30 protein-coding genes are annotated in these 23,922 nt (G+C 37.5%); 1 reads left to right on the top strand and 29 read right to left on the bottom strand.

What is annotated here, in order from left to right:
* Positions 1-4 precede the first annotated feature (4 nt).
* The 21 genes from ACTJFD_RS02375 to ACTJFD_RS02275 all read right to left on the bottom strand — a co-directional run bounded on the left by ACTJFD_RS02375 (position 5) and on the right by ACTJFD_RS02275 (position 18,311).
* Positions 5-1,999 carry a DUF859 family phage minor structural protein gene (locus tag ACTJFD_RS02375; RefSeq protein WP_442259452.1) on the bottom strand — a complete coding sequence of 665 codons (1,995 nt, stop codon included), beginning with the start codon at positions 1,997-1,999 and terminating at the stop codon, positions 5-7.
* Positions 1,999-3,849 (bottom strand): phage tail spike protein, encoded by a 1,851-nt coding sequence (locus ACTJFD_RS02370; protein WP_442259451.1) that lies wholly within the window; start codon positions 3,847-3,849, stop codon positions 1,999-2,001. Before ACTJFD_RS02370 ends, ACTJFD_RS02375 begins: the two co-directional genes overlap by 1 nt.
* Positions 3,849-4,505 (bottom strand): hypothetical protein, encoded by a 657-nt coding sequence (locus ACTJFD_RS02365; RefSeq protein WP_442259450.1) that lies wholly within the window; start codon positions 4,503-4,505, stop codon positions 3,849-3,851. The genes ACTJFD_RS02370 and ACTJFD_RS02365 overlap by 1 nt, the downstream gene beginning before the upstream one ends.
* 3 nt (positions 4,506-4,508) lie before the next feature.
* On the bottom strand, positions 4,509-7,253 hold the full coding sequence (locus ACTJFD_RS02360; protein WP_442259449.1) for a hypothetical protein: 2,745 nt from the start codon (positions 7,251-7,253) through the stop codon (positions 4,509-4,511).
* The gene (locus ACTJFD_RS02355) at positions 7,254-7,547 is read right to left on the bottom strand and encodes a peptide methionine sulfoxide reductase (protein ID WP_442259448.1); all 294 of its coding nucleotides are present in this window, start codon (positions 7,545-7,547) and stop codon (positions 7,254-7,256) included. It lies immediately after the preceding gene.
* Between the two features lie 26 nt (positions 7,548-7,573).
* On the bottom strand, positions 7,574-7,993 hold the full coding sequence (locus ACTJFD_RS02350) for a hypothetical protein (protein ID WP_442259447.1): 420 nt from the start codon (positions 7,991-7,993) through the stop codon (positions 7,574-7,576).
* Positions 7,993-8,631 carry a hypothetical protein gene (locus tag ACTJFD_RS02345; protein WP_442259446.1) on the bottom strand — a complete coding sequence of 213 codons (639 nt, stop codon included), beginning with the start codon at positions 8,629-8,631 and terminating at the stop codon, positions 7,993-7,995. The genes ACTJFD_RS02350 and ACTJFD_RS02345 overlap by 1 nt, the downstream gene beginning before the upstream one ends.
* Complete coding sequence (locus tag ACTJFD_RS02340) at positions 8,618-9,001, bottom strand: hypothetical protein (RefSeq protein WP_442259445.1); 384 nt, start codon at positions 8,999-9,001, stop codon at positions 8,618-8,620. Before ACTJFD_RS02340 ends, ACTJFD_RS02345 begins: the two co-directional genes overlap by 14 nt.
* Positions 9,002-9,003: 2 nt before the next feature.
* Positions 9,004-9,426 carry an HK97-gp10 family putative phage morphogenesis protein gene (locus ACTJFD_RS02335; protein WP_442259444.1) on the bottom strand — a complete coding sequence of 141 codons (423 nt, stop codon included), beginning with the start codon at positions 9,424-9,426 and terminating at the stop codon, positions 9,004-9,006.
* Entirely contained in the window at positions 9,416-9,748 is a 333-nt protein-coding gene (locus ACTJFD_RS02330) for a head-tail adaptor protein (RefSeq protein ID WP_442259443.1), read from the bottom strand. The genes ACTJFD_RS02335 and ACTJFD_RS02330 overlap by 11 nt, the downstream gene beginning before the upstream one ends.
* On the bottom strand, positions 9,748-10,281 hold the full coding sequence (locus ACTJFD_RS02325; protein WP_442259442.1) for a hypothetical protein: 534 nt from the start codon (positions 10,279-10,281) through the stop codon (positions 9,748-9,750). Before ACTJFD_RS02325 ends, ACTJFD_RS02330 begins: the two co-directional genes overlap by 1 nt.
* Positions 10,282-10,313: 32 nt before the next feature.
* On the bottom strand, positions 10,314-10,565 hold the full coding sequence (locus tag ACTJFD_RS02320) for a hypothetical protein (protein ID WP_442259441.1): 252 nt from the start codon (positions 10,563-10,565) through the stop codon (positions 10,314-10,316).
* A gap of 4 nt (positions 10,566-10,569) precedes the next feature.
* Positions 10,570-11,496: a hypothetical protein gene (locus tag ACTJFD_RS02315; RefSeq protein WP_442259440.1), complete on the bottom strand. Its 927-nt coding sequence runs from the start codon at positions 11,494-11,496 to the stop codon at positions 10,570-10,572.
* A gap of 21 nt (positions 11,497-11,517) precedes the next feature.
* Positions 11,518-12,105, bottom strand: coding sequence for a phage scaffolding protein (locus tag ACTJFD_RS02310; RefSeq protein ID WP_442259439.1), 588 nt, complete (start codon positions 12,103-12,105; stop codon positions 11,518-11,520).
* A 119-nt stretch (positions 12,106-12,224) separates the two neighbouring features.
* The gene (locus ACTJFD_RS02305; RefSeq protein ID WP_442259438.1) at positions 12,225-13,151 is read right to left on the bottom strand and encodes a phage minor head protein; all 927 of its coding nucleotides are present in this window, start codon (positions 13,149-13,151) and stop codon (positions 12,225-12,227) included.
* Positions 13,102-14,610 (bottom strand): phage portal protein, encoded by a 1,509-nt coding sequence (locus tag ACTJFD_RS02300; RefSeq protein ID WP_442259437.1) that lies wholly within the window; start codon positions 14,608-14,610, stop codon positions 13,102-13,104. The genes ACTJFD_RS02305 and ACTJFD_RS02300 overlap by 50 nt, the downstream gene beginning before the upstream one ends.
* 15 nt (positions 14,611-14,625) lie before the next feature.
* A complete protein-coding gene (locus tag ACTJFD_RS02295) occupies positions 14,626-15,264 on the bottom strand; it encodes a hypothetical protein (protein ID WP_442259436.1) in 639 nt (212 codons plus the stop codon).
* 614 nt (positions 15,265-15,878) lie between these two features.
* Positions 15,879-16,379 (bottom strand): helix-turn-helix domain-containing protein, encoded by a 501-nt coding sequence (locus tag ACTJFD_RS02290; RefSeq protein WP_442259435.1) that lies wholly within the window; start codon positions 16,377-16,379, stop codon positions 15,879-15,881.
* 16 nt (positions 16,380-16,395) lie between these two features.
* On the bottom strand, positions 16,396-17,658 hold the full coding sequence (locus ACTJFD_RS02285; protein ID WP_442259434.1) for a DNA modification methylase: 1,263 nt from the start codon (positions 17,656-17,658) through the stop codon (positions 16,396-16,398).
* Positions 17,659-17,841: 183 nt separating this feature from the next.
* The gene (locus ACTJFD_RS02280; protein ID WP_442259433.1) at positions 17,842-18,153 is read right to left on the bottom strand and encodes a hypothetical protein; all 312 of its coding nucleotides are present in this window, start codon (positions 18,151-18,153) and stop codon (positions 17,842-17,844) included.
* On the bottom strand, positions 18,150-18,311 hold the full coding sequence (locus tag ACTJFD_RS02275; protein ID WP_442259432.1) for a hypothetical protein: 162 nt from the start codon (positions 18,309-18,311) through the stop codon (positions 18,150-18,152). Before ACTJFD_RS02275 ends, ACTJFD_RS02280 begins: the two co-directional genes overlap by 4 nt.
* A gap of 149 nt (positions 18,312-18,460) precedes the next feature.
* On the opposite strand from ACTJFD_RS02275, the gene ACTJFD_RS02270 reads away from it, so the two are divergent.
* Positions 18,461-18,787, top strand: a complete 327-nt coding sequence (locus ACTJFD_RS02270) for a hypothetical protein (protein ID WP_118250453.1) — start codon at positions 18,461-18,463, stop codon at positions 18,785-18,787.
* A 37-nt stretch (positions 18,788-18,824) separates the two neighbouring features.
* On the opposite strand, the gene ssb is transcribed toward ACTJFD_RS02270, so the two are convergent.
* The 8 genes from ssb to ACTJFD_RS02230 all read right to left on the bottom strand — a co-directional run bounded on the left by ssb (position 18,825) and on the right by ACTJFD_RS02230 (position 23,909).
* On the bottom strand, positions 18,825-19,265 hold the full coding sequence (gene ssb / locus ACTJFD_RS02265) for a single-stranded DNA-binding protein (RefSeq protein WP_442259431.1): 441 nt from the start codon (positions 19,263-19,265) through the stop codon (positions 18,825-18,827).
* Positions 19,262-19,528 (bottom strand): RusA family crossover junction endodeoxyribonuclease, encoded by a 267-nt coding sequence (locus ACTJFD_RS02260; protein ID WP_442259773.1) that lies wholly within the window; start codon positions 19,526-19,528, stop codon positions 19,262-19,264. Before ACTJFD_RS02260 ends, ssb begins: the two co-directional genes overlap by 4 nt.
* 161 nt (positions 19,529-19,689) lie before the next feature.
* The gene (locus tag ACTJFD_RS02255) at positions 19,690-19,902 is read right to left on the bottom strand and encodes a hypothetical protein (protein ID WP_442259430.1); all 213 of its coding nucleotides are present in this window, start codon (positions 19,900-19,902) and stop codon (positions 19,690-19,692) included.
* 19 nt (positions 19,903-19,921) lie between these two features.
* Entirely contained in the window at positions 19,922-20,755 is an 834-nt protein-coding gene (locus ACTJFD_RS02250; RefSeq protein WP_442259429.1) for an ATP-binding protein, read from the bottom strand.
* The gene (locus ACTJFD_RS02245; protein ID WP_442259428.1) at positions 20,724-21,551 is read right to left on the bottom strand and encodes a conserved phage C-terminal domain-containing protein; all 828 of its coding nucleotides are present in this window, start codon (positions 21,549-21,551) and stop codon (positions 20,724-20,726) included. The genes ACTJFD_RS02250 and ACTJFD_RS02245 overlap by 32 nt, the downstream gene beginning before the upstream one ends.
* Positions 21,552-21,553: 2 nt before the next feature.
* The gene (locus tag ACTJFD_RS02240; RefSeq protein WP_442259427.1) at positions 21,554-22,216 is read right to left on the bottom strand and encodes a putative HNHc nuclease; all 663 of its coding nucleotides are present in this window, start codon (positions 22,214-22,216) and stop codon (positions 21,554-21,556) included.
* Positions 22,217-22,227: 11 nt separating this feature from the next.
* Positions 22,228-23,178 (bottom strand): DUF1351 domain-containing protein, encoded by a 951-nt coding sequence (locus tag ACTJFD_RS02235; protein WP_442259426.1) that lies wholly within the window; start codon positions 23,176-23,178, stop codon positions 22,228-22,230.
* Positions 23,175-23,909 carry an ERF family protein gene (locus ACTJFD_RS02230; protein WP_442259425.1) on the bottom strand — a complete coding sequence of 245 codons (735 nt, stop codon included), beginning with the start codon at positions 23,907-23,909 and terminating at the stop codon, positions 23,175-23,177. Before ACTJFD_RS02230 ends, ACTJFD_RS02235 begins: the two co-directional genes overlap by 4 nt.
* Between the last annotated feature and the right edge of the window lie 13 nt (positions 23,910-23,922).

Below are 23,922 nucleotides of genomic sequence, written 5' to 3'. Positions count from 1 at the left end.
TCCTTTACTCATTTATAAAAGGAACATAAACGTTTAACCAAGAACCTTCATACATCGGTTTATAACCCGAATCTGAATATCTGTGTATGGTTATCGTTCCGTTAGGTGCAAATTCAGTAAAAAACTTGTTTGCCCCTGATCCCTGACATAAATTTTTAGCATAAATATTAGGTCTAAATCCTTCAGGAGCAATTCCGATATTGATTGATGCTCCTGGTGCTAATTCAGCAGAGTTTTTAATTACGCCGTGTAAATAAGCCATTGACCCGCTTCTTGTTACCTTAAGGTGTGTCCTTGCATCCGCATGATAGTTACTAAAACCAGTTGAAAAAGAAACTGAAGCAGTTTTTGATTGAGAAATCACTTCTCCTGAGACTGTCAACTCCCCACCAAGTGTAACTTCGCCAGTTTCATGTAATTGATGGTAACTTCGCCAGTTCCCCTCTTTGTCGTACATATGCATTTTTAATATATTTTCTTGTTCAGATATTGATAGGTACGACATCAACGAACCATCTGCTCTCCTAATTTTCAATACTTCGTTATCTTGTTTATCGCTCGTTGGTGTTTTAATTGTAGGAGCTTTCTTGAATAGTGTTTCCAGCCTCACATCTAATCCATCAGACCTACCCATTACCTCGCCTATGGCCATACCTCGTCCACCTGGATGAAAGTTTAGAAGAGTAAACCCAGACGGTATACTAGTTTGCGTTATAACTGTAGTGAAGTAGTCAGTTGCTACAAATTGAATATCATAGCTGTAGTCCTCGTGAAAGTTTGGCAAAACAGAAGATGATTTTAGAGAGTATGAGCTATTAGATAAAATTGTTTCAGACCACTCACTCGTTCCTGACTTCTTATACCTTATTTTAAATAGTTTAGTATTTTTATTAATGACTGGGCTTATTACACTATCATAAGAAACTTTGACGTATGAGCCTTCATTATTCTCTGTTCCATTACTATTAGATCGCACAGCTGATAAACTATTGATAATAGGCTCATCATACGAGACTACGTTTATATCTCGTGATACTGTAGCGGTTCGTCCTCTTGAATCGACGACTTCAAAAATCACCTTATTAGTTCCTGGTGTTTGTAAAATGTCAGTAACTGCGCTTGATTTATTGTAGCTAGTACCATTAACTTTTATCCTATGGACTTGTATCGTGCTGCTGTATGATCCACTTGCTGAAATTGAAAGATTAAGCTTAGATTTGTTTTGAATGTACACACCAAACTTAGAAGCTAACCCCTGCGTCGCTTCTGAAATACCGACAGAATTTATTTTTGGTACTATGCTGCTAGGAACTCTTGCTGTAAAGTTTTTTGAGGTACTGCCAACTCTTGTGCTTCCACTATATGTATCTACTACAATCTTAGCTGTGCCAGATGTTGAGTTAGGTAGTAAGTTGCTGTCGTTGATTGACGGCGTAAAACTAACACTTGTACCAACATTATTCATTTCATGGCCTAACTTGCCATCTGTCCGATAGTATTTAACCTTGTGAGTAAAGGATCCAGACGCTCTACTTATGTTGACCGTTAACGGGCTACCTAAAGTACCACCACTAATACTTGATATGCTACTGGCTCTCGGAATCTTATTTAATGTTGCATTTACTTTTGGAAACGTCTGCGTTCCTACAAGAGATCCACCCCACCAAACACCGAAGTATTTTTGGAACTGCATACTGAAGGACTTAGTACCATCAGAGTTGTGATAAACTCTTTTAGTCCTGGACATGATGAGCGTAGATGAATTATTACCTCCACCCACATTGCTTGTCGCTGTATACTTTGTACCATCAATCCATAACGACTGAGCGTCAGCTGTCGTGTTTGTATTGTAGCCGTACGCCCCACGAATGACTGTAATGTTGACTTTCACATCAGAATAGTTGTTAGCAACATTTTGCGTTGCTGACCAGTCCATTCTTATTTTTAAGTTTCCACTTGTTCTCTGTACATCCCATGTATTTGAGCCACTTAAAGCCATTAGTTCACCACCTTCTTAAAGTCTAGCGAGCCATTATCACGAGGAATAAAAGCAAAGCTACCTAGCCTTAAACTATTAATAAACTCACCGTCTGTTACGTATAGTTTGTTGTTAGTAAAGTACGCTACCTCTGCTCCACTTTGTAAAAATTGAATCTTGTTATTCTGAAGCTTTAGAATCAGTTCATTCCCAACTTGTCCAAGAATGATATTCCCATTTTCAAAACGAATATACTTTACAATCTCTTGAAATTTCACTTGCGTGTCATGGTCTAGTGTTGATATCTGCTCCACTAGATTCTTGAAGTTAAAGTTAAACGAGTTTTTAGTCTGTTCAAACTCACTTGATACTTCTTCTTGATACTCACTAAGTTCTGATTTAGCTGTGTAAGTTTCTTTCACTTCTGTTCGTATAGAATCGGACTCTTTTTCTATGGAAGTTTCTAACGTTGTCACTACTTCTGTGACGTAGTCGTTATCTGCCTTATCATTTAGCTTCTCATCCACAGCTTCTTCCAGTTCTTTTACAGCTTCCCATGTTGTATCACAGATTGGCTCTGTGTAGACTGTTTCAGTTGGACTTGAATAGACTATCTTACTTCTAAGCCACAAATATTTACCAATTTCCCACGTTGGCACTTTGACAGACCATCCCATCGTTGGAGCATCTGTTTTTGATTCAGATATTGCATATTCTTCTGTGATACTTGTTATTCCACGACCTTCGATAACATCAATATTGTTTATCGCTTTGTCTGTCTGGATTTGATTTTCTGTTAACGTTCTACGTTGATAACCAATAGACAACTTATCCTGTGACGGATTAGTTAAATGTAGCTCTTGCTTTTCAACTAGTAGCAACTCGTCCACTCCGTGTGGTTCACTGACTACCTGCACATACTCAAAAACTCTAAACTCATCTATTTGTGCATCTACTAACGATAAATCAATGGCTGTTAAGTCTAGCGTTAGACTCAACTTAATAAGTTGAGCTAGCTCTTGTTTTGCTTTATTTAATAAATTAGTCGCTACTGTTACATCGTTCCAGGTAACAGATTTCATAAGGAAGCCATACTTTTTAACTGCTTCATTATCTTGTATAAAGTCTTTCCCATTATTCACAGACTCGATAGTTAATCTTTTGCCTTTCTCTGAACTTGTCACACCTTCTTCGTCTTCACTTTCAGCTTCTTTTCCAAGTGGTAAAATGGCTGTATATAATTCTGTGGCACTCGACTTAGTTGCTAAATCTAACAAGTTTTGACCTAGTTCAATTTTTTGTAGACTTTTTTTGTCACTATCCTCAAGATAATCTAAATAATTTACGCCGTTTTCTCTGCGAACAATTAAATAGCCACCTAATGACTTGATTAACTTACTTTCTACAACGTCCCATGTTTGTGGGTACGTTTTGTCTGAACGTACGATATAATCATTTGGGTCTTTAACAGTTACAGTGCCTACTTTAAATTGTTTTTCTATTGGGACTTGCGAGTTATGCTGATCTACTAATAATTCTAGGTACTCTCTGACCCCACCTGAAAATTCATAAGGTCTTAACACTGTATCGTTTAAATAAGCAAGTTCACCTTCACATATAATACCTTTTGCTCTATCAAATGCTAGTTCGTCATCAAGCACACGACCTCTGAATAAAAGTGTTTCATCTTGATAAACTTCTACTATGCTTTTTAGTTTCTTGATACGAGCAAACAGCGGGTGTGTTGGGTATACCGTAAAATCAAAAGCACCAGCTTTATTAACTTCTAGCTTTAATTTAGAATCGAATATCTCGTATTCTTCTATTCTAGGGTCATAAAATGTTTGACCGTCTAATTTAACTAAATACATTATAAAGCTCCTTCCTGGTACTCGATTTTTACAGTCGTTCCTGCTGCTCCTTTAATAGTGATATTGTTGTCACCTTGCAGCAGTACGACACCTGCATTTCTAAATGTTTCAGCGCTGTGATTGTACGTTTTGTTGTTGTACACGATTTGAACAGTGTTATTTACTGCGAAAGTTGGTACTGTAGCCATTCGCTCATTTGATAAAGTCATTGTCAGTGTTCCATCTGAAGGAACAACTTTATTAACTATTGTTTTATCTTTCTTAAGCATGTAAGGTTCACAAATAGCGCTAATCGGAATTGTAGCCACCGATTTATCTTCATCTATTCCACCTACGTTTAAACGACCTATAAATCTATAATTTGGATATTGTGGCATAATGATTTCTTGCTTTCTACCATGATGAAAATTAACTAACTCTTTTCTTATACCATCCCACTTAGTGCTGTCAGCAGGTAACACAAGAGAGAAGTCTATCTCACGCTTATCGTATGGAACTTCTCCAGTTAACGACTCGGTTAAATCTATAAAGCCATCACCAAAAGGAATATCAATATAATATGTCTTTGGTTTCGCTTCTCCTACAGATGAGTTAGGACTAAGCAATAGTCCATAATCAGTAAAAGTCCACTTGCTGCCTATTTTCACTTGTCTCATAGACTATCGCCCCCTTCTGTCATATCGTTCTGCTTGTCCTAATGCTCTGTTCATTTGATTGCTGATTGAGCCAACCAGCGCCCCACTATCCATAACAACTTTTAGGTTATTGATCTGCGCCTGTTGATTTTCAATAATTCTTATTAACTGATCTAATTTAGAAACTACCGCATCTTGTCCATGTTCCATCTCTTTTGCAATGCCTAATCCAATACCACCTAGCGTTTTAGGGTTTAATGGTAGAATTGCTTCTGGCCCTGCTTCTCCACCTACCATCATGCTGTTACCATTCATTCCAAACATGGTTGGATCCTGCATAATACCTCCGTCCTTGTACCAAGAAACACTTAATTTAGGTACTGAAGGTGGTTTTAAACTGAATGATCCACTTAAACTAAAGTGAGGTAACGGTGGCATTGAAATCTTAGGAATGCTTAGACGCATACCACTAAAGAAACCTTTTATTGCATTCACTATTCCACTGATTTTGCTTTTGGCTGCTTCTATTGGTGTTATCATTGCGTTTTTAACACCATTCCAAGTGCTAGAAGCAACGCTTTTAATCGAATTGAACACACTTGACGTTGTCGATTTAATGCCGTTCCAGACGCTAGTAACAACACTTTTTATTGAGTTAACAACTGATTGTATAGTCGATTTAATACTGTTCCAGACGCTACTTGCGACACCTCTAATAGCGTTGAAAACACTTGAGGTTACACTGTTAATTGCATTCCATGCTGCTGTTACAACAGTTTTTATAACATTGACTACTGTTTGAATTACTGCTTTAATACCGTTCCAAACGGTAGAAACCACAGCTTTTATTGCATTAAACACTGTAGATGTTACTGTTTTAATTACATTCCAACCTGTAGTTATAATTGCTTTAACAATATTAATAGCAGTTTGAACAATAATTTTTATGCCTTCCCAAGCTAAAGAAATAACTAATTTAATACCTTCCCATACTAAAGAGGTGACTGTTTTGATAACTTCCCAAGCTGTCGATATCACAACAACTATTATGTCGATAGCTGTTTGAATAACTAGCTTGATGCCCTCCCAAATAAGAGACATTGCCAGTTTGATACCTTCCCAGGCTAGTTCCATCGCTAATTTAATAGCTTCCCAAGCAACTACAAGAACTTGCTGTATGATTAATAAATAATTCTCAATCAATACTTTAATAGCTTCCCAGATTAAGGATAGGCTTTCTTTAATCAACTCCCATGCTGCAGTCCAGTCTCCATTTATCATAAGCATAACCGCTTTAATAATATTCAAAATAACGTCTAAAGCAGTACTGATTACTGTTTTGATGTTTTCCCAAACTAACATAACAACTGTTTTAATAGCTTCCCAAGCTGTCGTTAATAGAGGACTTAAAACAGACATAACTGTACTTACAACAGTTAGTATTGCATTCCAAACCGTTTCAGCTGTTTGTCTGATTAGTTCGTTATTTTCTGACCACCAAGATACCAATGATCCAAAAATTTCTTGTACAAAACTAGATATTTCTTGCACTGCGCTGTTTATAAATTCTTTTATCTGTCCCCAAACGTCATTGACTTTGTTTCTAAAGTCCTCATTCGTTTTATACAGATAAACAAAAACACCAATCAGAGCTGTTATCAATCCGATTACTAATCCGACTGGCCCCATCAACAAGCCAAAAGCAGCTTTTACAACTCCCAGTCCTGCTGATACACCAGGAAAAAGTGCAGCTAAACCTTTAAATACTGACCCAGCTTTTCCAACTGCTAAAGCTACAGTACCGACTTTAGATATAATAGTTCCAAAAACAACAAGCATTGGCCCTGCTGCTACTATTACAACACCTACCCATTTTTGCCATTCAGCTAAAGGCAAGTTATCCCACATGTTGCCTAGAACTCGTTTTATATTCCCAACGAATATACCGACTGACCTAGTAAAGTTATCCATCAAAGTTTGCATATCAGCATTTTCTTGTCCAAAACCAGCAGACAAATCTTGTAAGCTAGCTTTCATCATGCCGAATGATCCAGCCACAGTTTCTTCTGCTTCTTTAGCAGTCGTTCCTGTTATGTCCATCTCGTCCTGAACTGTATGAATAGCTTCTATTATCTTGTCAAACGACACATCGTTAACTGTTTCAGCAGTGACCTCCATTGTGTCTCCTAGCACTCCTGAATCGTTTATTAAGCGTGCCATTTCACTTTGTGTACCACCGTACCCTAATTTAAGGTTATCTAGCATTGTGTAGTTCTGTTTAGCGAACCCTTGATAGGCATCTTGAACAGAACCTATGTTAGTACCAAACTTATTTGCGTTATCTGACATATCAACCATAGCTATATCAGCTATTTTGGCCGCTTTTTCAGTGTCTCCACCTAAACCTTGAAGTAAAGTTGCACTAAAACTTGTTACCTGTTCCATGTATTCCGTTCCCGAAACACCAGCACGCTTATAAGCAGACTCCGAGTTCTTTATAACAGCTCCTGCAGAACTCTTGAATAAGGTTTCAACACCACCGATAGCTTGCTCTAAATTAGCAAATGACTTGATACTAGAAGCTACTGCAGCCGCAACTGGCAAGGATATAGCCGTAGACATAACCTTCCCAGTGTTTACCATCGACTTTCCAACAGTTTGTAAGGAGGTGCCTAATTTTTGAGCTTTACGACTGACTTCATCTAAGGCTCTATTCGCTTTGCTGTTGTCTACGCCAATTGTCCCAAACAATTTAAATACTTCACCCATCTAGTCACCCTCCTTGTTCTGTTGGTTTATGTTCACAAATTGTGATGCAAATTTAAGCAGTTCTTTCTCTTGTTCGTCAGTTACTACAGACGTTTTTTGTTTCTTACGTATAGATTGAACATTTTGCATCTTTTTGAATTCTTTAAACGATTTTTCCATAGAAGTGTGAACCCACATATCCCATAGAAGTTCTTCTTTGTCTTTATCCATCAGATAAAAGAAAAAATCTGCTGTAGCTTCTAAACTGTAAGTTTTTAAAAGTTCTAACGGATTAGCGTATCGTTTCCATAACAAGTCTTTAAGCCATAATTCGCCATCCTTTACTTGAGCAAGGAAGCGATAGATGAGAAAAAATCGGCTAATTCTGGCTTTTTGAAGAATGCTACTAATAATGATGTATATTCTTTTAAACCTAGCTCTTTAATTTCAGATACTTTTTTACCTGTCAATTCTGCTAACAACTCATTAATATCTGATTTAACAAGATTGATATTTAGCGAAACCTTTTGAAGGATAAGAGCTACTGCGTTCATTCCTCTTTTTTGAGCTTGTAACTCCGCTTCTTCTCTTTCTTTTCTTGTTGGTTCTTTCTTCTTTTTGTCTGTTGGAACTGCCTTAATAGCATCTTCAACACTAGACTCAAACATTTTTACAAACTCATCTTTGATATCTAACTTTCCTACAATGCTTAGTAGAGAAAAAACGTCATCACCTTTCAATTCACGCATTTCTAAAGCCATTATTTGTTACCTTCTTTCTCTTTTGGAATCATTTTGGCTGCTGGTTGTACTTCTCCTGGGAAATAAATAGCCCATGGGAATTCATCAGCAGCTAATTGCTCATAGCTTGCATGGGCTGTGATTGTTTGCTCTACAACTGCTTCATTGTTATCTTCTGTCGCTACTTCAAGCGGACTTGTAACCAATCCGTTATCTAGCTTAAAAATAACTGGTTGCTTAGTTCCGTTATGGATCCCCACGACTGCTACAGATGGAATATAGTCCGCTTCTTCTACATAACGTTTAGTTTTAATTACTTTGTATCCTTCTGGTGCTTCTCCTGTTGCTGCATCCTCAATCGTACCGTTCAAGCTTCTACGTAGGTTTTCTGCAGTTAACTCTTTCAAGTTAGCAGTTACTGTCGCTACCGCTGACTCCATAACCTGCAATCCGACAACATCCATAACGTACGCTCCATCAACTTCTGGCTTACGATAAGTCTGTTCAATACTAACCGTAACCCCTCCCGAAGTAGCACCTAGTGGAGTCCCTGAAAATCCGCCTGCTGTATCATACTTAAAATCAGTAAAAATGGTTGCGGCATCAATAATAAAATTTTCTGAACTTGTTTTTGTATAACCTGTTTTAGGCAATGTCATATTCTTTCGTCCTCCAGTCTATTTTTACGTAAAACCTTAACGTTCTACGTTTTAAGTTTTCATCATTCATAGGCACTTTATTAGAACCTTGAAAACTGAAAATCAAGTTAAATTCTTCTGTTAATTCTCGTTTGTAAATCAATGTATCTTTAAAGTTACTTTCGACTTCAAAAAGTTTAAGATAGCTAGAATTCAAATCAAATATATCTATATCTAAATAAAAACCTTCCTGATTTCTTTCGATATACTCGCTATCTATATCAAAGGTTGCATAAGGATAGATTACTTTTTCTTTTCTGTTTCTGTCATAGTAAGTTTCACTAAGAGCTGTCCTTAAAATGCCAGTTAACACCTGTACTAATTCAAACATCCTTACCCTCCTCTAAAAGTAGCGCTGTATTCTTTTCCAAGAACATCTTGAACTTTATCTTTGTTTTGTCTAAACCCTTTACGCATGAATTTTTGAGCTTTCTGACCTCTCGTGAAGTACCATTTACCTGAAGGATCTTGATACATCCAACCACCTTGACGTCCTGCACCATTTTCAGCATGTTCACCAGTCCCAAACTCAACGTATATACCATATTTCAACGGTGTACCGACTTTCCCCTCGACGGTAGCTCCAATTGATTTAAGCGTATGATTAATTGAGTCTCTAAGACCACCAGTTAAAACAGGAGTTTCAGATTTCACAGCAGACTCTATTATCAAAAGTGCTTTTTTCATCCCCCGCTCACTAGCTGAGTTCATTTGCTTCTTAACTTCGCTTGTGTTGTCGATTAATTTAAACGTCATATACAACACCGCCATATTTCAAATACAACTCATTGTGATGATTAACTCCTACTGGATCATCTGCAAAGGTTATGTCATACCATCGGCCAGATTCATCTACTAATCTCATATCATCTGTTATGCCTGCTTGATATTCTGGAACAACCGCAATGTGTGTAGATTCTTCAATAAATGCTTGCTGTGAGCTGTTTAAATCTGTTCCTTGTAACAAGTCGATATATCCTTCAAAACTCTTGTAATCGTTCCACGTTTCAATATATCCGCCTATTCCGTCATCAACCTGTAACTTTAACTGAACCTTTAAATGCTGAGGTTCATGCATTAGCCCCACCTCATCTTTTCGTACTTCTTCAAAAAGTCCATTTTAGCTGCAGGGAATCCTTGAGAATTATCATTAGCGTTAACGTCATAATAAGTGGTACTCATTCGAGCAATCGATTCAGATTTAATCCCGATTTTACCGCCCATCTTCTTTTGATATTTAATTAACGACTCAACGCCTTGTTTAATGTCAGCTGGATACTCAATCTTTGTTATAAAAGCTTCTTTCACTTGTAAATTAAAAAAGTTAGCACTCTCACACCCGATGTAGTCATCACCAACTTCTGAAACAACAAACAGTCCGTCATTGTACCTGGACTCACTGACTTGAATGGTGTCACCAACTCTCAATCCTAATACCTTAGTTCCTAATACGATCTTGTTTGTCCCCTCAAATAAAAGGTTAAAAAAACGAATATTCTTATTTTGAAAGTTATTATTTGTGAGCTGCCTTACCATCTGTTCGTATGCATCTAAATCATTTTGAGTTATGTTCTCATCAATCTCTTGGGCTTCTTTCAAAGTCAAAATCATAGAATCACCTCTTTCTCAAAAGAAAGGGCAGATTACTGACTGCCCTTCGCTTCTTCGTACAACGTTCTTAAATCGTCATTACTTGCATTGCCTTTGAATTCAACATTTAGAGACGTTAGTGCTTCTTTCAGCTCATCTCTTGTGAGTTCTTCTCTGTGGCCATGACTGCCAACATCATCTTGGAGAGGTTCATTTTGAAGCTTGTATCCAAGTTCTAACAACTTGTCGATCTCACGCTGCTCTTCTTTAATCTTCACTACGTTGTCTTTGATTAAGATAGCCATCGACTTAACCTCCTGTTACTGGTACTAAGTTTGCATACACTTTTTCCAATTTATTTTTAGGGATCCATAAATCGTGATATTTACGGTAGTCCATTCTCCAAGCGTTTGCGTCTTGGTTAGTTAGTGGATCAAACACACGAATAACGTCAGTTTTGCTGATGGCAATTGGTGCGTCTTTCGTAGTGATTAACCAGTTAATATTTTGAGCACCTGCTGCGTTGGCAAATCCACCAGCTTCTTGGCCACTTGTTTTTCCATCTTGGAATGTAAATTGTGATTTCAACAATTTAGATGCTACCTTACGTAATGCGTTATCGTTGATTGATGTTAAACGTAGATCTAGATCACCTTGTTTCAATACTGACTCACTTGTTAAGTTCTTAAAGCGTTCGTTACTTGCTAACAACTGCACCATAACTGGACTAAGTGTTACAATGACATTGCTTTGAGTTCCGATTTTATCTTCTAAGACAGCTAAGTCTTGTAATAACTCATCTAATGCATTGCTTGCTGTTAATTCAATTTCTCGACTGTTTCCTGCTCCTTTAACCAGCGTAGCAATCTTTGAATAACGGAATGCGTCAATTTCTGGCACTACTTGAGTACGTTGAAATTCACCCATTACATTACCTGCAGTGGCCACGAAGTTAGTTTCGTCCACGTCTTGTGAATCTAATTGGAAACGTCGCCCTCTATCTTGAGTTAACTTATGAGTATCCCATTCTAGAGTTACATCTCCATCTACATACCCTGTTTGACGGTCATAGTCACCTAATCCGTCCATTGTTAGACTCGGTAGTTTCACTTCATTACCACCGTTATATTTAACTTGTCCTGCGTTTGCTTCCATCCAACCAGAAGTGGCTTCTTGTACTACCTGCTTGTCTAAAACTGGTTGAAAAATTTTACTGTATTCTAAAGTGTTTGACATTACTTATTCCTCTTTTCTTTTTTATGATTGTATTCCTACCGCTGCTTCAAATGCTGCCTGCGCTGCTGTTTCTGGGTCTGCTGGGTTGCCATCTTCTAACTTGCTGTCAATTGGCTTATACCCTCCATCTGAACCATCTGGTTTATTGTCATTAGACTTAAACCAATCAGCATTAGACTCTTGTAAACCTTTAATCTTGTTGTCTAAATCTTTAACAGTTCCATCATCAGCCATTTCAACGTCACCAAGCTTGAACATCATGTACTCAATATCTGTTGCACCTGCTTCTCGTAACGCATCTTTAATTGCATACGTCTTTTCTGCTTCAGCACGTGCCGCTTTAGCGTCTTCAGCTTCCTTCTGATACTGTTCAATCTTAGAAGTGGCTCCCTCATTGTCTTTGACTGTTTTCTGTAATTCAGAAACCAAATCATTAGCTGCATTTAAATCACTTTCCAGTTGTTCTTTTTGCTCTTTAACTTTAGAGAATCGAGTATCCAAGTTATCTTCACTTGCGATATATAAATTGTTCTTAGGCATGCCATCCACAATTGAGTTAACTGTCTTTTCTTCGATTCCTAAACTTGATAGATACTCTTTAAAATCCATTTTTACATACCTCCTGTTGCTACCCTTTTTACGTGGTCGGGATCACGTGCAATTAGCCATTTCACACTTGGCCATCAGTGAATTAAGTAGTTTATTGACTTGCTTAGGTCAGTTGTTTTCTATTTAGCACTTCTTGCACCCCATAAGTTCTTGCTCCACTCTTTATAATTAGTAAATGGTGCATAGTCCTTGAACTCATTATCTTTTCGTAGTTCTGGACTAACTTCATCAACTATTGAAATGGTTGTACATCTGCAGTTAACATCTTCTTTAGCCACACCGAACAACCGTGGCCCTTCTGCTTCATAGTTGTGTATTTTGAATTTCTCGTTAACTCCGACTGTTTGGCCATCTAACTCTCTATGGTCGTCCCTGGTCTTTTTGTCTAGTGTTGCGAGCCATTTCTTTTTAATTGAGATACCTAGCTTTTCTGCCTCGACATACCCTTTTTGCGTTGTATTTGAGTGAGTACGTCCGCTTTCTGTTATTGCGATTCTTAAAGCTTGTTTATAGCTTGCTTCTGTCTGATCTGATATTCTTTTAGCTATTACTCTGTAACCTTCACCATCAAATAACCCTTGTATAATTTCATTCGTTACAACCTTGGCCAACTTCTCACGTTCAAGATATAACCTTCTTGATAATGTCTTGCCTGCTACTGGCTTATTAACAAGCTCCATAATAAAATCATGTTGAATTAGCGGCATAGCTAATTTAATGCGTTCTGACTGTTCTAATTGGTACCACACACCGTTATACCCTTGTGCGGCTTGATTAGCTGAACAATCTTTTATAATCTCCTCTACTGATGAATAAGTGAGATTTAGGATGTTGTCTATTTCGAGTGCCACGTTAAATAAGCGCTCGACTTCTAATTTCTTGGAAAAGGACAGCTGATCATAAGCATTAACATAATGACTTAAGCGCTGCTTGATCTCCTTTAGTGCATTTCGATAAGTATTGAATAATAAACTATCTGTTTTCTTATACTCTCGTTCAGTCAGCTTCTCCAGTTCCGTTTGCCACTTGTTGAGTTGTGTCGCCATCCACGTTCACCTCCACTGGATCTGTCCCTTCAGCAAGACCTTGCGTATAACTTTGCGTTTCTATTGCTGATTGTACTTCCTCCCAGTTCAGTTCGAACTGCTCACAAATCAATCTAAGAACCGACTCATCATCTATTCTTGATGATGATGCTAAAATCGTATTTATTAGTATCTGTTTTGTTTCGGCCATGACCTTTTCGTTTTGTACTAGGTCATTCTCGTTAACCATAACCTCACGAATAAATGAAAACTTAACGTCCGATGCATTAAACGATGTTTTGTATCTGCGATTAATATCTGCTGTTACCATTTCATTGATCCATTTCATCATCGCTTGAAGTCTGACCTCTGTTTTGTTCGCCTTCATGTTTAAAAGTGTGTAGCGGCTCTTAATAACAATGTTAGTTATGTTCCCATCTCCAATTTGAGTAGAATCAAAAGCCATTCCGAACTTATAGATATTCTCTTTGTCGATTTCCATCTTAGTTTTGCGGCCTTCTACTGGTATAGTGACCGTTTTAATGTCTATCCCTCCACCAGTTCCTGTTCCGACGACCTTCTTACCTTTGATGTTTTGGCGCAGCTTGCTTAAATCATCACCCTGGAAGCCTGACACCACATATATTGCTTCTGCGAAGTCTTGGAGGTTATTACTCATAAAGGCATTCATTAAGTCATAATCGTCTATGAGTGCTTTTATTGGTTGTAAGTCTGTTGTTTCTTTCTTGTTGTTCTTATAGCGATAAAATGGGATCCGTTCGTAATTTCTGGACGCTTTCTTTCCTTCCTGGTTAACCGCTAATATGTGAGGTCTTGGATTCATCTCTCGGTCAGAATCGAACTCAAAAGCTTTACCTTTTTCCGATTTAAAAAACCACACTTGCTTGTCATCCCATATTTCAGCAATTGTAATGACTTCCTCTTTATCTTCCTGGTAGATGTTCTTGTCATAGTACCTGCAGACACGCTTTAATTCGTTTGTATCATCATAAATAGAAAATACACATAAAGCGTCAGCAACTTGAAAGCACAGCTTGTCATTTGAATTGGTACGAGCGTATGCATACTCAAAACCTTTTTGGCTTCCACCTTCGACCATCTCTTGAAGGAACAATTGGAATTCCTCATCATAGTATTCTTCTAAGTAGCTATAAAACGTTTCATCTTCTGTTTCATACTCCATCGGCTTTGATAGAAGATACTGCGTTTTCTGGTCTACTTGTTCTGTTAGGAACTGGTGAGGTATTCGTATGTTTGAAGCGAACTTATCCTCTTTCAGCACGTCATTGTCATCAATATAAAAAACTCGATTCTTTAAGATGTCGTGCTGTCCTTCATAATATTTCACGCCTTCTCTAGCTTTTTCTTTTGCTCTCGCTGCCCTATCTTGATTAATAGCACTTAGCAATCCTTCAGCGATTGTTTTAGGACTGTCACTTAATAACTGTTTCGTATTCAATTGTTTACCTCCCTTCTAATAAAGCCATTTAGTACGTGACTTGATTTGTCTGATAAGACTTGCTGCACTGTCTGGTGCATCGTCATGCTCTGCGTTCTCTGTATAATCAAGAATTTCATTCATATAATCTGGATCTGTGTCGTCCAACCACTGAATTTGATTCCAATGTTTACGTAGGTACGTTGCCACCTTAATGTATTTGTTTTGGTTCTCGTGATACTCCTCAACAAATGCGCCACGTTCCCTCAGATGTTTTGCTAAATACCCTTTGTCACCGTTTGTTTCACATGAAAAACTGCCACCTAAATAATGAGCGTGTAAACTCATTATTGAATCAATGCAGTCATCCACATGCTTGTCCCAACGTTTACCAAAAGCTACCAATTGTCCGTCAGCTTCTTCTTTTATAATCGTGAATGCTGTACCGTCTTTACCTCCATACGCTGCGTCAATGTGACACAAGCCATTGTGAATGCGTTGTGTATCATTTATGTAGTGAGGTGCTTCAAACATTGCCTGTTCACTTGCTATATGTCTTAGTTCATAGTTCGCTGCAAACAATGAAGGTGTCATACTCTCTCTTAATGCTTTCAATTCCTCTTTGCTGATTAAATCTGTCGAGTAGCAATCAAACTTTTTAACATTCGGCATCATTGATATAGCGTCCTCTTTGTGCCAGGGAGTGCCTGTATTGATAAATCGACCACCACGGTTCTTTACGTTCTGCAGCTCTTGATACTGCATTTTAGTCCGCTCACGCTCTGCACGACTGACCCTGTCATTCACATTGACAATGTCATCTGTAATAACAATGTCAGCATGCTTCCCTGTGATAGATGTTTTTATCCCCATGCCTAACAATTGCGACGTACCTTTTGAATTTGTATGTAGGTTTGTATCTATCTCACTGCCTGTTGACTTTGTAAGTACCAAATGAACGTTATATAGCACATAAACCAATTTTTGAAAGTAATCACTCTTTAAAATTTTGGCCACTTGATTAATAATCTCTGTCACGTCAGTGTCCGTTTTCCTAAAAAAGATAATGTTTTTCTGTGGGTATAGAACAATCATCAGTGAAATTGCAAGCGCCAGGTCAGTTGTTTTGTATGATCCTCGATGTGCTAGAAGTGTTTGGTCGTCAACCTTAAATAAAAAGCTTTTTAACCATTCGTTGTGTAACTCTGTCAAATCATTAAAGCCTACCCAGTGGCCAAACTTATAAGGTTCATTCTTAATTAGATCCAGGTACTTCTTTTGCTGCGCATTCATGTTGTATCGCTACCGTTTAAATACTCATCAATCTCAAGCGCTGTATTAGCAAGATTAAGGTTGCCACTAAGTTCTGTTTCTCGTCTGTCTCGCCATTCCTCTGATTTACGATTCTTAAGCCAAAAGATTTGAGACGTTGAGTTAGGTGCTATGTATTTCTTTGTCTTTTCAATACGTTGCTTCCTTTCCCCATCTGGCATAATCTCTATGATTGTTTTTGATTCTTCTACGTAGAAACCTTTAGCGCTTTTCAATAAGGCATTTTCGACTTCACGATCTACTACCTCTTTACCTCTTTTTAAGGCTGAACGGATTGAAGAGTGGTCCTTTTTCCAGCTAGCCAGCGCTCTTTCAGTTACTCCTATTTTCTCTGTTGCTATCTGCTTATCAGTTAATCCGTCACGAGCCCATCCTTCTAACTTGACTAAACTATCCTCTGTTAACCAATCATGATATGTAATTCTTACAAGTCCTGGCTTTTTCTTTTTCCTTGCCATTGGCTACCCTCCTTTCCTAGTCTGATAGCTTCACAGCAACTTCTCCTGTTAAGTTCTCCCACCTGTTGATAATTACATCTGCATACCTCGGATCTAATTCCATAGTGAAACAATTTCTTTCTAGTTGTTCACATGTGATTAACGTGCTTCCTGACCCACCGAAGAAGTCGCCTACGTTTTGACCTTTCTTACTGCTGTTCATTACTTGCCTTGATAGCAGCTTAATAGGTTTCATTGTTGGATGTTCTTTATTTGCTGTAGGCTTTTTCTCTCTAATAATTGTTGTTGGCCCTTGCGATTCTTCTATTGATAAAATGTAATCCTTTAGTTCATCCTTGCTCATTTTGTTTAAATTAGGTTGATCCTCGATTACAGTTGCCTGTGTGCGGTCAAAGGTAAAATAATGAGCTGCTCCTTCTTTCCATCCATACAAACAAGGCTCATGTATCCATTGATAATCCTGACGACCTAACACGATTGAACTTTTAACCCATATCAGAGTTTGCTTTAAAAGCCATCCTGTTTCTTTAACAGCTGTCCTAAAATTGAACCCCTCACTATCTGCATGCCATATATAAAAAGCTGCTCCTGGTCCCATAACTGAATTAGCTGCTTGAAATGCATCTGTTAAGAATGAGCGAAACTTAGCATCATCCATACTATCGTTTTGAATAGTCAACTTATCTTTGGTTCCGCCTTCGTATGCTACGTTGTATGGTGGATCTGTTAAGAGTAGGTTGAGTTTTTCTCCATCCATAAGTTTGGCCACATCTTCCTCTTTAGTGGAATCTCCAACCATCAATCTATGATTACCTAACTGATAAACCTCGCCATATTTCGTTTGCGGTTCTTCAGGTATTTCCTCATCGTAGTCATCTTCTTCAATTTGATTCTCTACCTCTTGGAAGTCCTCATCAGTAAATCCATACTCACTCATGTCGACTTCTTCAGATAAAAGAGCATCTAGTTCTACTTGCAACGCTTCTTCATCCCAAGTAGCAAGCTCACCGACTTTGTTATCTGCTAACCTAAAAGCCTTTACCTGATCCTCTGTCAGATCATCAGCAATTAAGACAGGTACTTCTTCAAGTCCTAACTTCTTAGCCGCTTTTAACCTGGTATGGCCAGTTACAATCTCGTTGTTTTTATCTACAACTATTGGAACTTTGAATCCGAAATTCTTTATACTGGAGGCCAGTGCATCTATGGCTTGCTCATTGTGTCTTGGATTATTTATGTAAGGTATTAATTCATCGACTTTTTTATTTATAATTTCCATCTCGCACCTCCTTGAACATAAAAAAAGAGTCGGCGAATGGGCCGACCCTGCTCTCCTTCCTTATCGTTTTTCGTTGCAAGATTACCGATTTGGAAGTTATTCCCCTTCTTTATCTATTCTAAGTGAGATTAGAAGGTCTAAATTGACTATTAATTGACTAAAAATTGACTGTAAATTGACTTTTTACATCTCTCCTAGCTCTCTTGCTAGTTTGTGTAAAAATTCCATGTGCGCTCTACTTAAATGACTAGGATGCATTCCACACTCGAATGCCACACCTTGCCATGTATAGCGTCTTGGCTTAGAGAAATAATATAGTCTGATTGCTTGTCTCAGGCTATCGTTGTTGCTTTTATTTAGTAGCCTTGTGATAGATTGCTTTCTCTCTATCATCACATCTCTTTGTTTACAATCTCCTAAATTAGAGATCCTATCATCATAGTAAGGATAATCAAATAAAATTTCTTGTAGTTTCGCTTTCGTCGCTGGCCTCATTCGTTTATCCCCTCATCTTTTATATTTATTCTAGTAAACCTATTTTCAACAACATTATTTAAAGCTAACTCTAGCGATGCTCTAGGTCTATCAACGTGCTTTTTACCTCTAGCATATTGTCTAGCTATTTCTATTGGCTCTATCGCATAAGTTTTCATGTGTTCGTCTACTATTAATGCCTTCTTAGTTGTGTGGTAGATACGTAGTATGCATATCATCCTCCTTTTTTCATATAATATCTCCCTCTTTACAAAGTAACTCAAAAGTAGCATAATTGTATTATCAAAGTAACAGGAGGATTATTATTATGACCGAAAAATTTTTATTAACCAAAATAACCGAACTACCGACTAACTCAAAAGATTTAATGAAACGTGCTGCTGGTAACTGGCCGATCAAAAAAGAAACAGTTTTTAATGCAAACTATATGATTGTAAGTTATAAAACTGAAATTGTTGCAGTTTACAAAATTAATGACGTTAAAGATAGTGATGAAACATGGGCTCATGGTACTAGATTGTGGTTTGATATCGAAGAAACAGATCAACATCAAGATTTAATAAATCGTAAACTCGTAACCAGAGCTAGTTTTCCCGCAACAATTGTTCTTGAGTCAGACTTAGTTTTTAAATAGCACATTTTCGCTACCTCTATATGAGGTAGTTTTTATTTTAAAATGGTAAATCATCATCGCTGATGTCAATCTGACTACTACTACCAAACGGATCTTTAAATGACTGACTTTGATTATTGTGGTTAAAACTATTTTGCTGACTTTGAGAACTATCATCAGGCCTTCTTTCCAAAAGTTGAAAGTTATCAGCGATTACTTCTGTTACATACACCCTTTGACCTTGCTGGTTCTCGTAGTTCCTCGTTTGAATTCGACCAGTAACTCCTATGAGCATCCCTTTTCTTGCGTAGTTGTCCAGGTTCTCTGCTTGCCTTCTCCAAATAACACAATTAGGAAAGTCTGCTTCTCTCTCCCCACTTGCATTAGTAAAATTTCTATTAACCGCTAAGTTGAACGTTGCTACTGCTTGGCCGTTGCTGGTATATCTTAAATCAGGATCTCGTGTTAGCCTTCCAACTAAAGTTATATTGTTAATCATTTTATTTCCTCCAATTTATGTATTTCTATCTCGATTCTTGGATCTAGTGAATATAATTTTTGTGAGCTTAAAGCTGCTATTTGTCCATCATCCCTGAATAGTATTTTGTCACTTGCGTCTAAAAGTGCTTTAACGTAATTATCTAGGTCTGGTCGTGTATCTACATATATCTTCTCTAGCTCATCATTTGTTCGTGGTCGCTTTGTTTTAATTTTACTTATCCTTTGTGGTGGATAAATGTAAAACGTCACAGAGATGAATATTGGGCCTTCTGTGATGGGTATTGGTTATTTAAGCTTCAATGTTTGAGCTATAGACCTTTTCCATCTAGTCATCTCTTTCAACTCGTACGCTCCACCATTCCTGGTAAAGCGTGGACGAGATTGTGGTTTCGGTTCAATGTGTAACGTGTATTTACTCATTCTCAAACTTCTATGAATTCCGCTACTTGTTCTTCCGTCATTTGATTATTTTTAGCCATCTTCTTGATTAAGGAATCCTTCCACTCTTTATTGCTCTCTGGCTCTTTTTTGCATCTCTTGCATGGCGAAACAGTCGTTATGCCTGTAAATCCGTTTGTCTGGTAAATAATCCCTCTGCCGTAGCAATCTTTACAAATCGTTTCTTTCTGATCCATCTATAACACTACCTTTCTATCAAAATTCAACACTGATACGTTTGTCATTCGTTTCTTTAAATGAAATAATGTGTCCTTCTGCTCCTCTAAACATTCTTGAAATCAGCTTACTGTCATACATTTTCGCTAACTCTTTGCTGTTTAAGTTTGTTGTGATGATTGTTGGCTTATTCGCCCTGCCATTTACAATTGCGTATAAATTCTTGGTCGTGAAATTTGATGCTGCTTTATCACTGTCTATCGCTCCTGTTTCTGCTCCTAGATCATCGATAACTAATAGGTCAGCGTCTGTTAACAGGTCAATCATGCGCTGTTCCGTGTATTGACTATCTTTGTTTTTGAAACTATCTTTTATCCGTCGCATTAACTCATCAATTGAAACAAATAAGCACTTTCTATACGGGGCGCTGTGTTCATTCACAACTTTCAGCATGCTCATTGAGAGATGGCTCTTTCCTGTACCTGGTTTTCCAGTAAAGATTGTATTGTATGTTGCTCCTGAAAAGTATTCTCTAGCAATTTTTAAAGCCTGCTCTTTGTTTCTAGCTGTTTCTTCGTCATCTTCTTTGTAATTCTCAAAGCTCGCTTTTCTCAAAGTCTCATCGAGAAAGACCGAACGCTTCTCTAACCAATATTGCGTTTTACGTTTGAGGTGCTCTCTCATTGTTTCTTCAGCTAGGTCATGATCTCGTTTAGCAATTGCTTCCCGACCACATTCCATGCATATTGGATCTTTTCCAAAAGCTGATATTAAGTTGATTTTATGTATTGGGCATATCTCGTCTGTTTCTTTCAGTCTCTCTTGTAAAACAGCGCCCACACTAGAAAAGGTTGTCGTATTCTGTTGTGTCACGATTCTTAGCTCCCTTCATAACATTCTCATTCAAATAACTTTCAAATTTTGTGCCAAATAATGTTTCAGGTCTTAAATAATTAATAGCTGGTGTTCCATTTATTGTTTTACCTGGAACCATCCAGTCAAAGCATTTGTTGTCGATAACCTTTTTAAATTCATCCAATCTGAATCCTTCGTTCCAGCGTGCTTTTATAAACGATCTACTCTTAGGTGTAGAATCTCTGTATTTCTTGTTTGCTTTCAAATTTAGATACTCTACAATTTCTTTGTAAGGGATAATGTCTTGTTCTTCAGAACTAGACAAAGTATCTTTATCTATCTCTTTCTTTATCTCTATCTCTTTCTCTATATCTGTGTCACTTTTCTGCACATTGTCTGCACATTGTGACGGAGCTTCTAATTGTTCATTTTTGATTGCATCTAACGTTCTTTTTTTTCTCATTCTCCTAGCTGACTCTGTTTCATTCCCAATCATTTCATTAATTTGATTCATGTATATCTCGCCTGTTTCAAGTTGCGTCACTAAGCCAATATCAAGGAAAGTTTTCATTGCGACAGCGACTGTATCAACTGATACGTTTGTTAACTTAGATAAGGCGTTTATATCGTAAGGGATCAATTTTTCTCCTACATAGCGGACTAAGTACCCCTCATTGTTAATTGACTTTAAGCAAAGTTTTAAATAAAAGATGATGTAATCTTTACCGTTATCTTGTTCTTCTAGCCAAGAAACTGTATCATCTTCAAAAAAATTTTCATTCAACTTAAGCCAATAATAGCGCTTGTTGCTCATTTTCATCCTCCAATCTTGAATTCCTTAACTTGTTCTGGTGTTAGTTTGATAGGTACTAACACATATTTGCTCATAAATTCTGTTAAACCTATGTTGTGCTGTTCATTATGGTGTTCCCTACAAAGCGTCATAAATCGGTGTTGGGAGTGATCTATCTTCTTTCTGTTCCTCCCCATGCCAACAGCTTCATAATGCGCCATATCTGCGTGCGGCTTGCCACATACAAAACAGGTTCTATGTTTCAAATAAAGGAATAGTATTCTTGTTATGTCACTGCTTAAGTGGAATTTTTGATATTTAAAAGGGATCTCGTTGTCAAAGCAAAATTCGAGAATGTATTCAATAAATTCTCCTGCAAATACCTGGCTGATACTGTATTGCTCTAAACTAAATGATTCAATCCCTTTATATCCAGAAAACATTGACTTCAACATTTTTTTTACCCATTCTTGTGGATAACCTGTGTATAACTCGATGTCGTGAAACAATCCGTATATCATTCCATTTTGCGCTTTAGTAATATTACGCTCATCAATCACTCTTATAATGCTTCGTGGTTCTCCTTTTATCGCTAATCTCTTAGCTTCGGCAATATCAAAGTCACGATCTAATCTGAAAGTGACTTCATTACCTGAAACTCTTACTATTTGTCCCTCATACTCCATAGAGTTTCGTTCTACCATGGCAAGTCGTCAATTGTTAAACTGTCTTGTGTGTTTTCTTCCTGAATAATTATTTCTTCTACTTCTATTCCGCTATTAATCAGAAAGTCATTTAAAGCATTCAGCTGCTTGATAGTTCCAGTCACTCTTATGTCATTTGATATCTTGTTTTCCGGTTTGCTGTCTGTTTGCTCCATCTCTGCAAATTCGTTAGCTTCTTTGATTGTTTCTTGTTGCTTCTCTATGAATTTATCATGTTCTTTTCGTTTTTGTTCTTGTTCTGCTGCCAACCTGTCTTTACGTTCTTTTTCTAAATTAATTAGATCAATAACTTCTAGTGCTGATTTAAATTCAAGTTGGCTTGTCCATCCTGCTGCTTCGATTCCTTGAGTCTTGCAAAATTCTGTTAGAATCCGTAACTCTGTTTCTTTTCGTTCTTTTTCTTTTAATGCTTGGGCGATTACTTGATCTATCTCAGCTTCAAATTTAGAAGTTGGGTTTAATTTTGATGTCCAGTTTCCTTTATTGAGCCATCTAGCGTCCATCTCTAAATCTTCCATGCAAATGTCTAGCGATTCTAACTTGCTGCTTAGAAGTGTCATTAAAGCTGTTTCTCGCTCATCTTTTTCTGCATCTTCTATTACTTTGAGTCCTTCTCGAATATCATTTAAAGGTTCATCAATTAATTTAGTTAGTGCTTTTATCTGATCTTCAAACTCTTTTAGAGGTTTGTTGTATACCTGCTTAACATTTTTACGCTCACTTTCGATTGCATTTTGTAGAGCTAGTAATTCAGATCTCGCTTGATTCGCTCCTGTCTTTTCATCTCTCGTAAATACGAGACCTTTGTATTTGTCTGCATACTTCTCAACTTCGACTTTCAACTCGTCATAGTTCGTCATGTCTAAAACTGCAGGTGTGAAATCTAAATATATTTTTCTTTCTGTTACTAATTCATTACTCATCTTTTTTGCCCCCATCTCACAGGATTAACTCCATCTAATTCTGTTTGCACTGCTTCTTGTTGTTTTTCTCTCTCCGCATTAGCTGTTTGTTGCTTAGTAACAAATGCTTTGTAATAGCCCATAACTCGCAATCTATCAACTTGTTCAATTTTTCCCACGTTTTCCTTCTCGATAATGTATTGGTTCAATTCGTTAACGTCTCGCTTATTTTCCAGTAAATAGTTTTTATATTCAGCAATTGTCTTTTCTATTTTCTGTTCGTTACTTTGCTGCTCAGTTAGATAAGGTTCTTGCTGATTTTCTTTGTGATCAGCATTAGCTGCTTGGCCATCGTCGTCTTTGTCTGCTGCAATGCCAAACGCTGCCGACAATGCGTATCTTCTTGCATATGTTGAAAGGCTACCCAGACCTTGTGGGTTCTGTCCATTTGTAGGGAATGTGAATGGCCCATGCATTACCCACTGGCCACTCGTGTGGTAAATAATTGTATTAACTGCTAAGCTGTTATTTTCGTTGATAACCTCTTGCTGGAAATCAATTCCTGATGTAGCTGCTTGTGCTGCTTCTCGAATTGCTTCTTCAATTGCTTTCAATGTTGCATATTCAAATTTGGTACGATCACCTTTTTTTGTCTTGTAGTCTACCAAACTATCAAACTTAGGCTGCTTCAACTTACTTTTCAGTAAAAACATTCCGTTGAAAAGCTCATCTACTTCTTCACTCATTTTCATTATCTTTCCTCAT

It is taken from the genome of Vagococcus sp., assembly GCF_052102835.1.
In the GTDB taxonomy this organism is placed as follows: domain Bacteria; phylum Bacillota; class Bacilli; order Lactobacillales; family Vagococcaceae; genus Vagococcus.
This window is presented reverse-complemented; position numbering and strand designations above follow the sequence as displayed.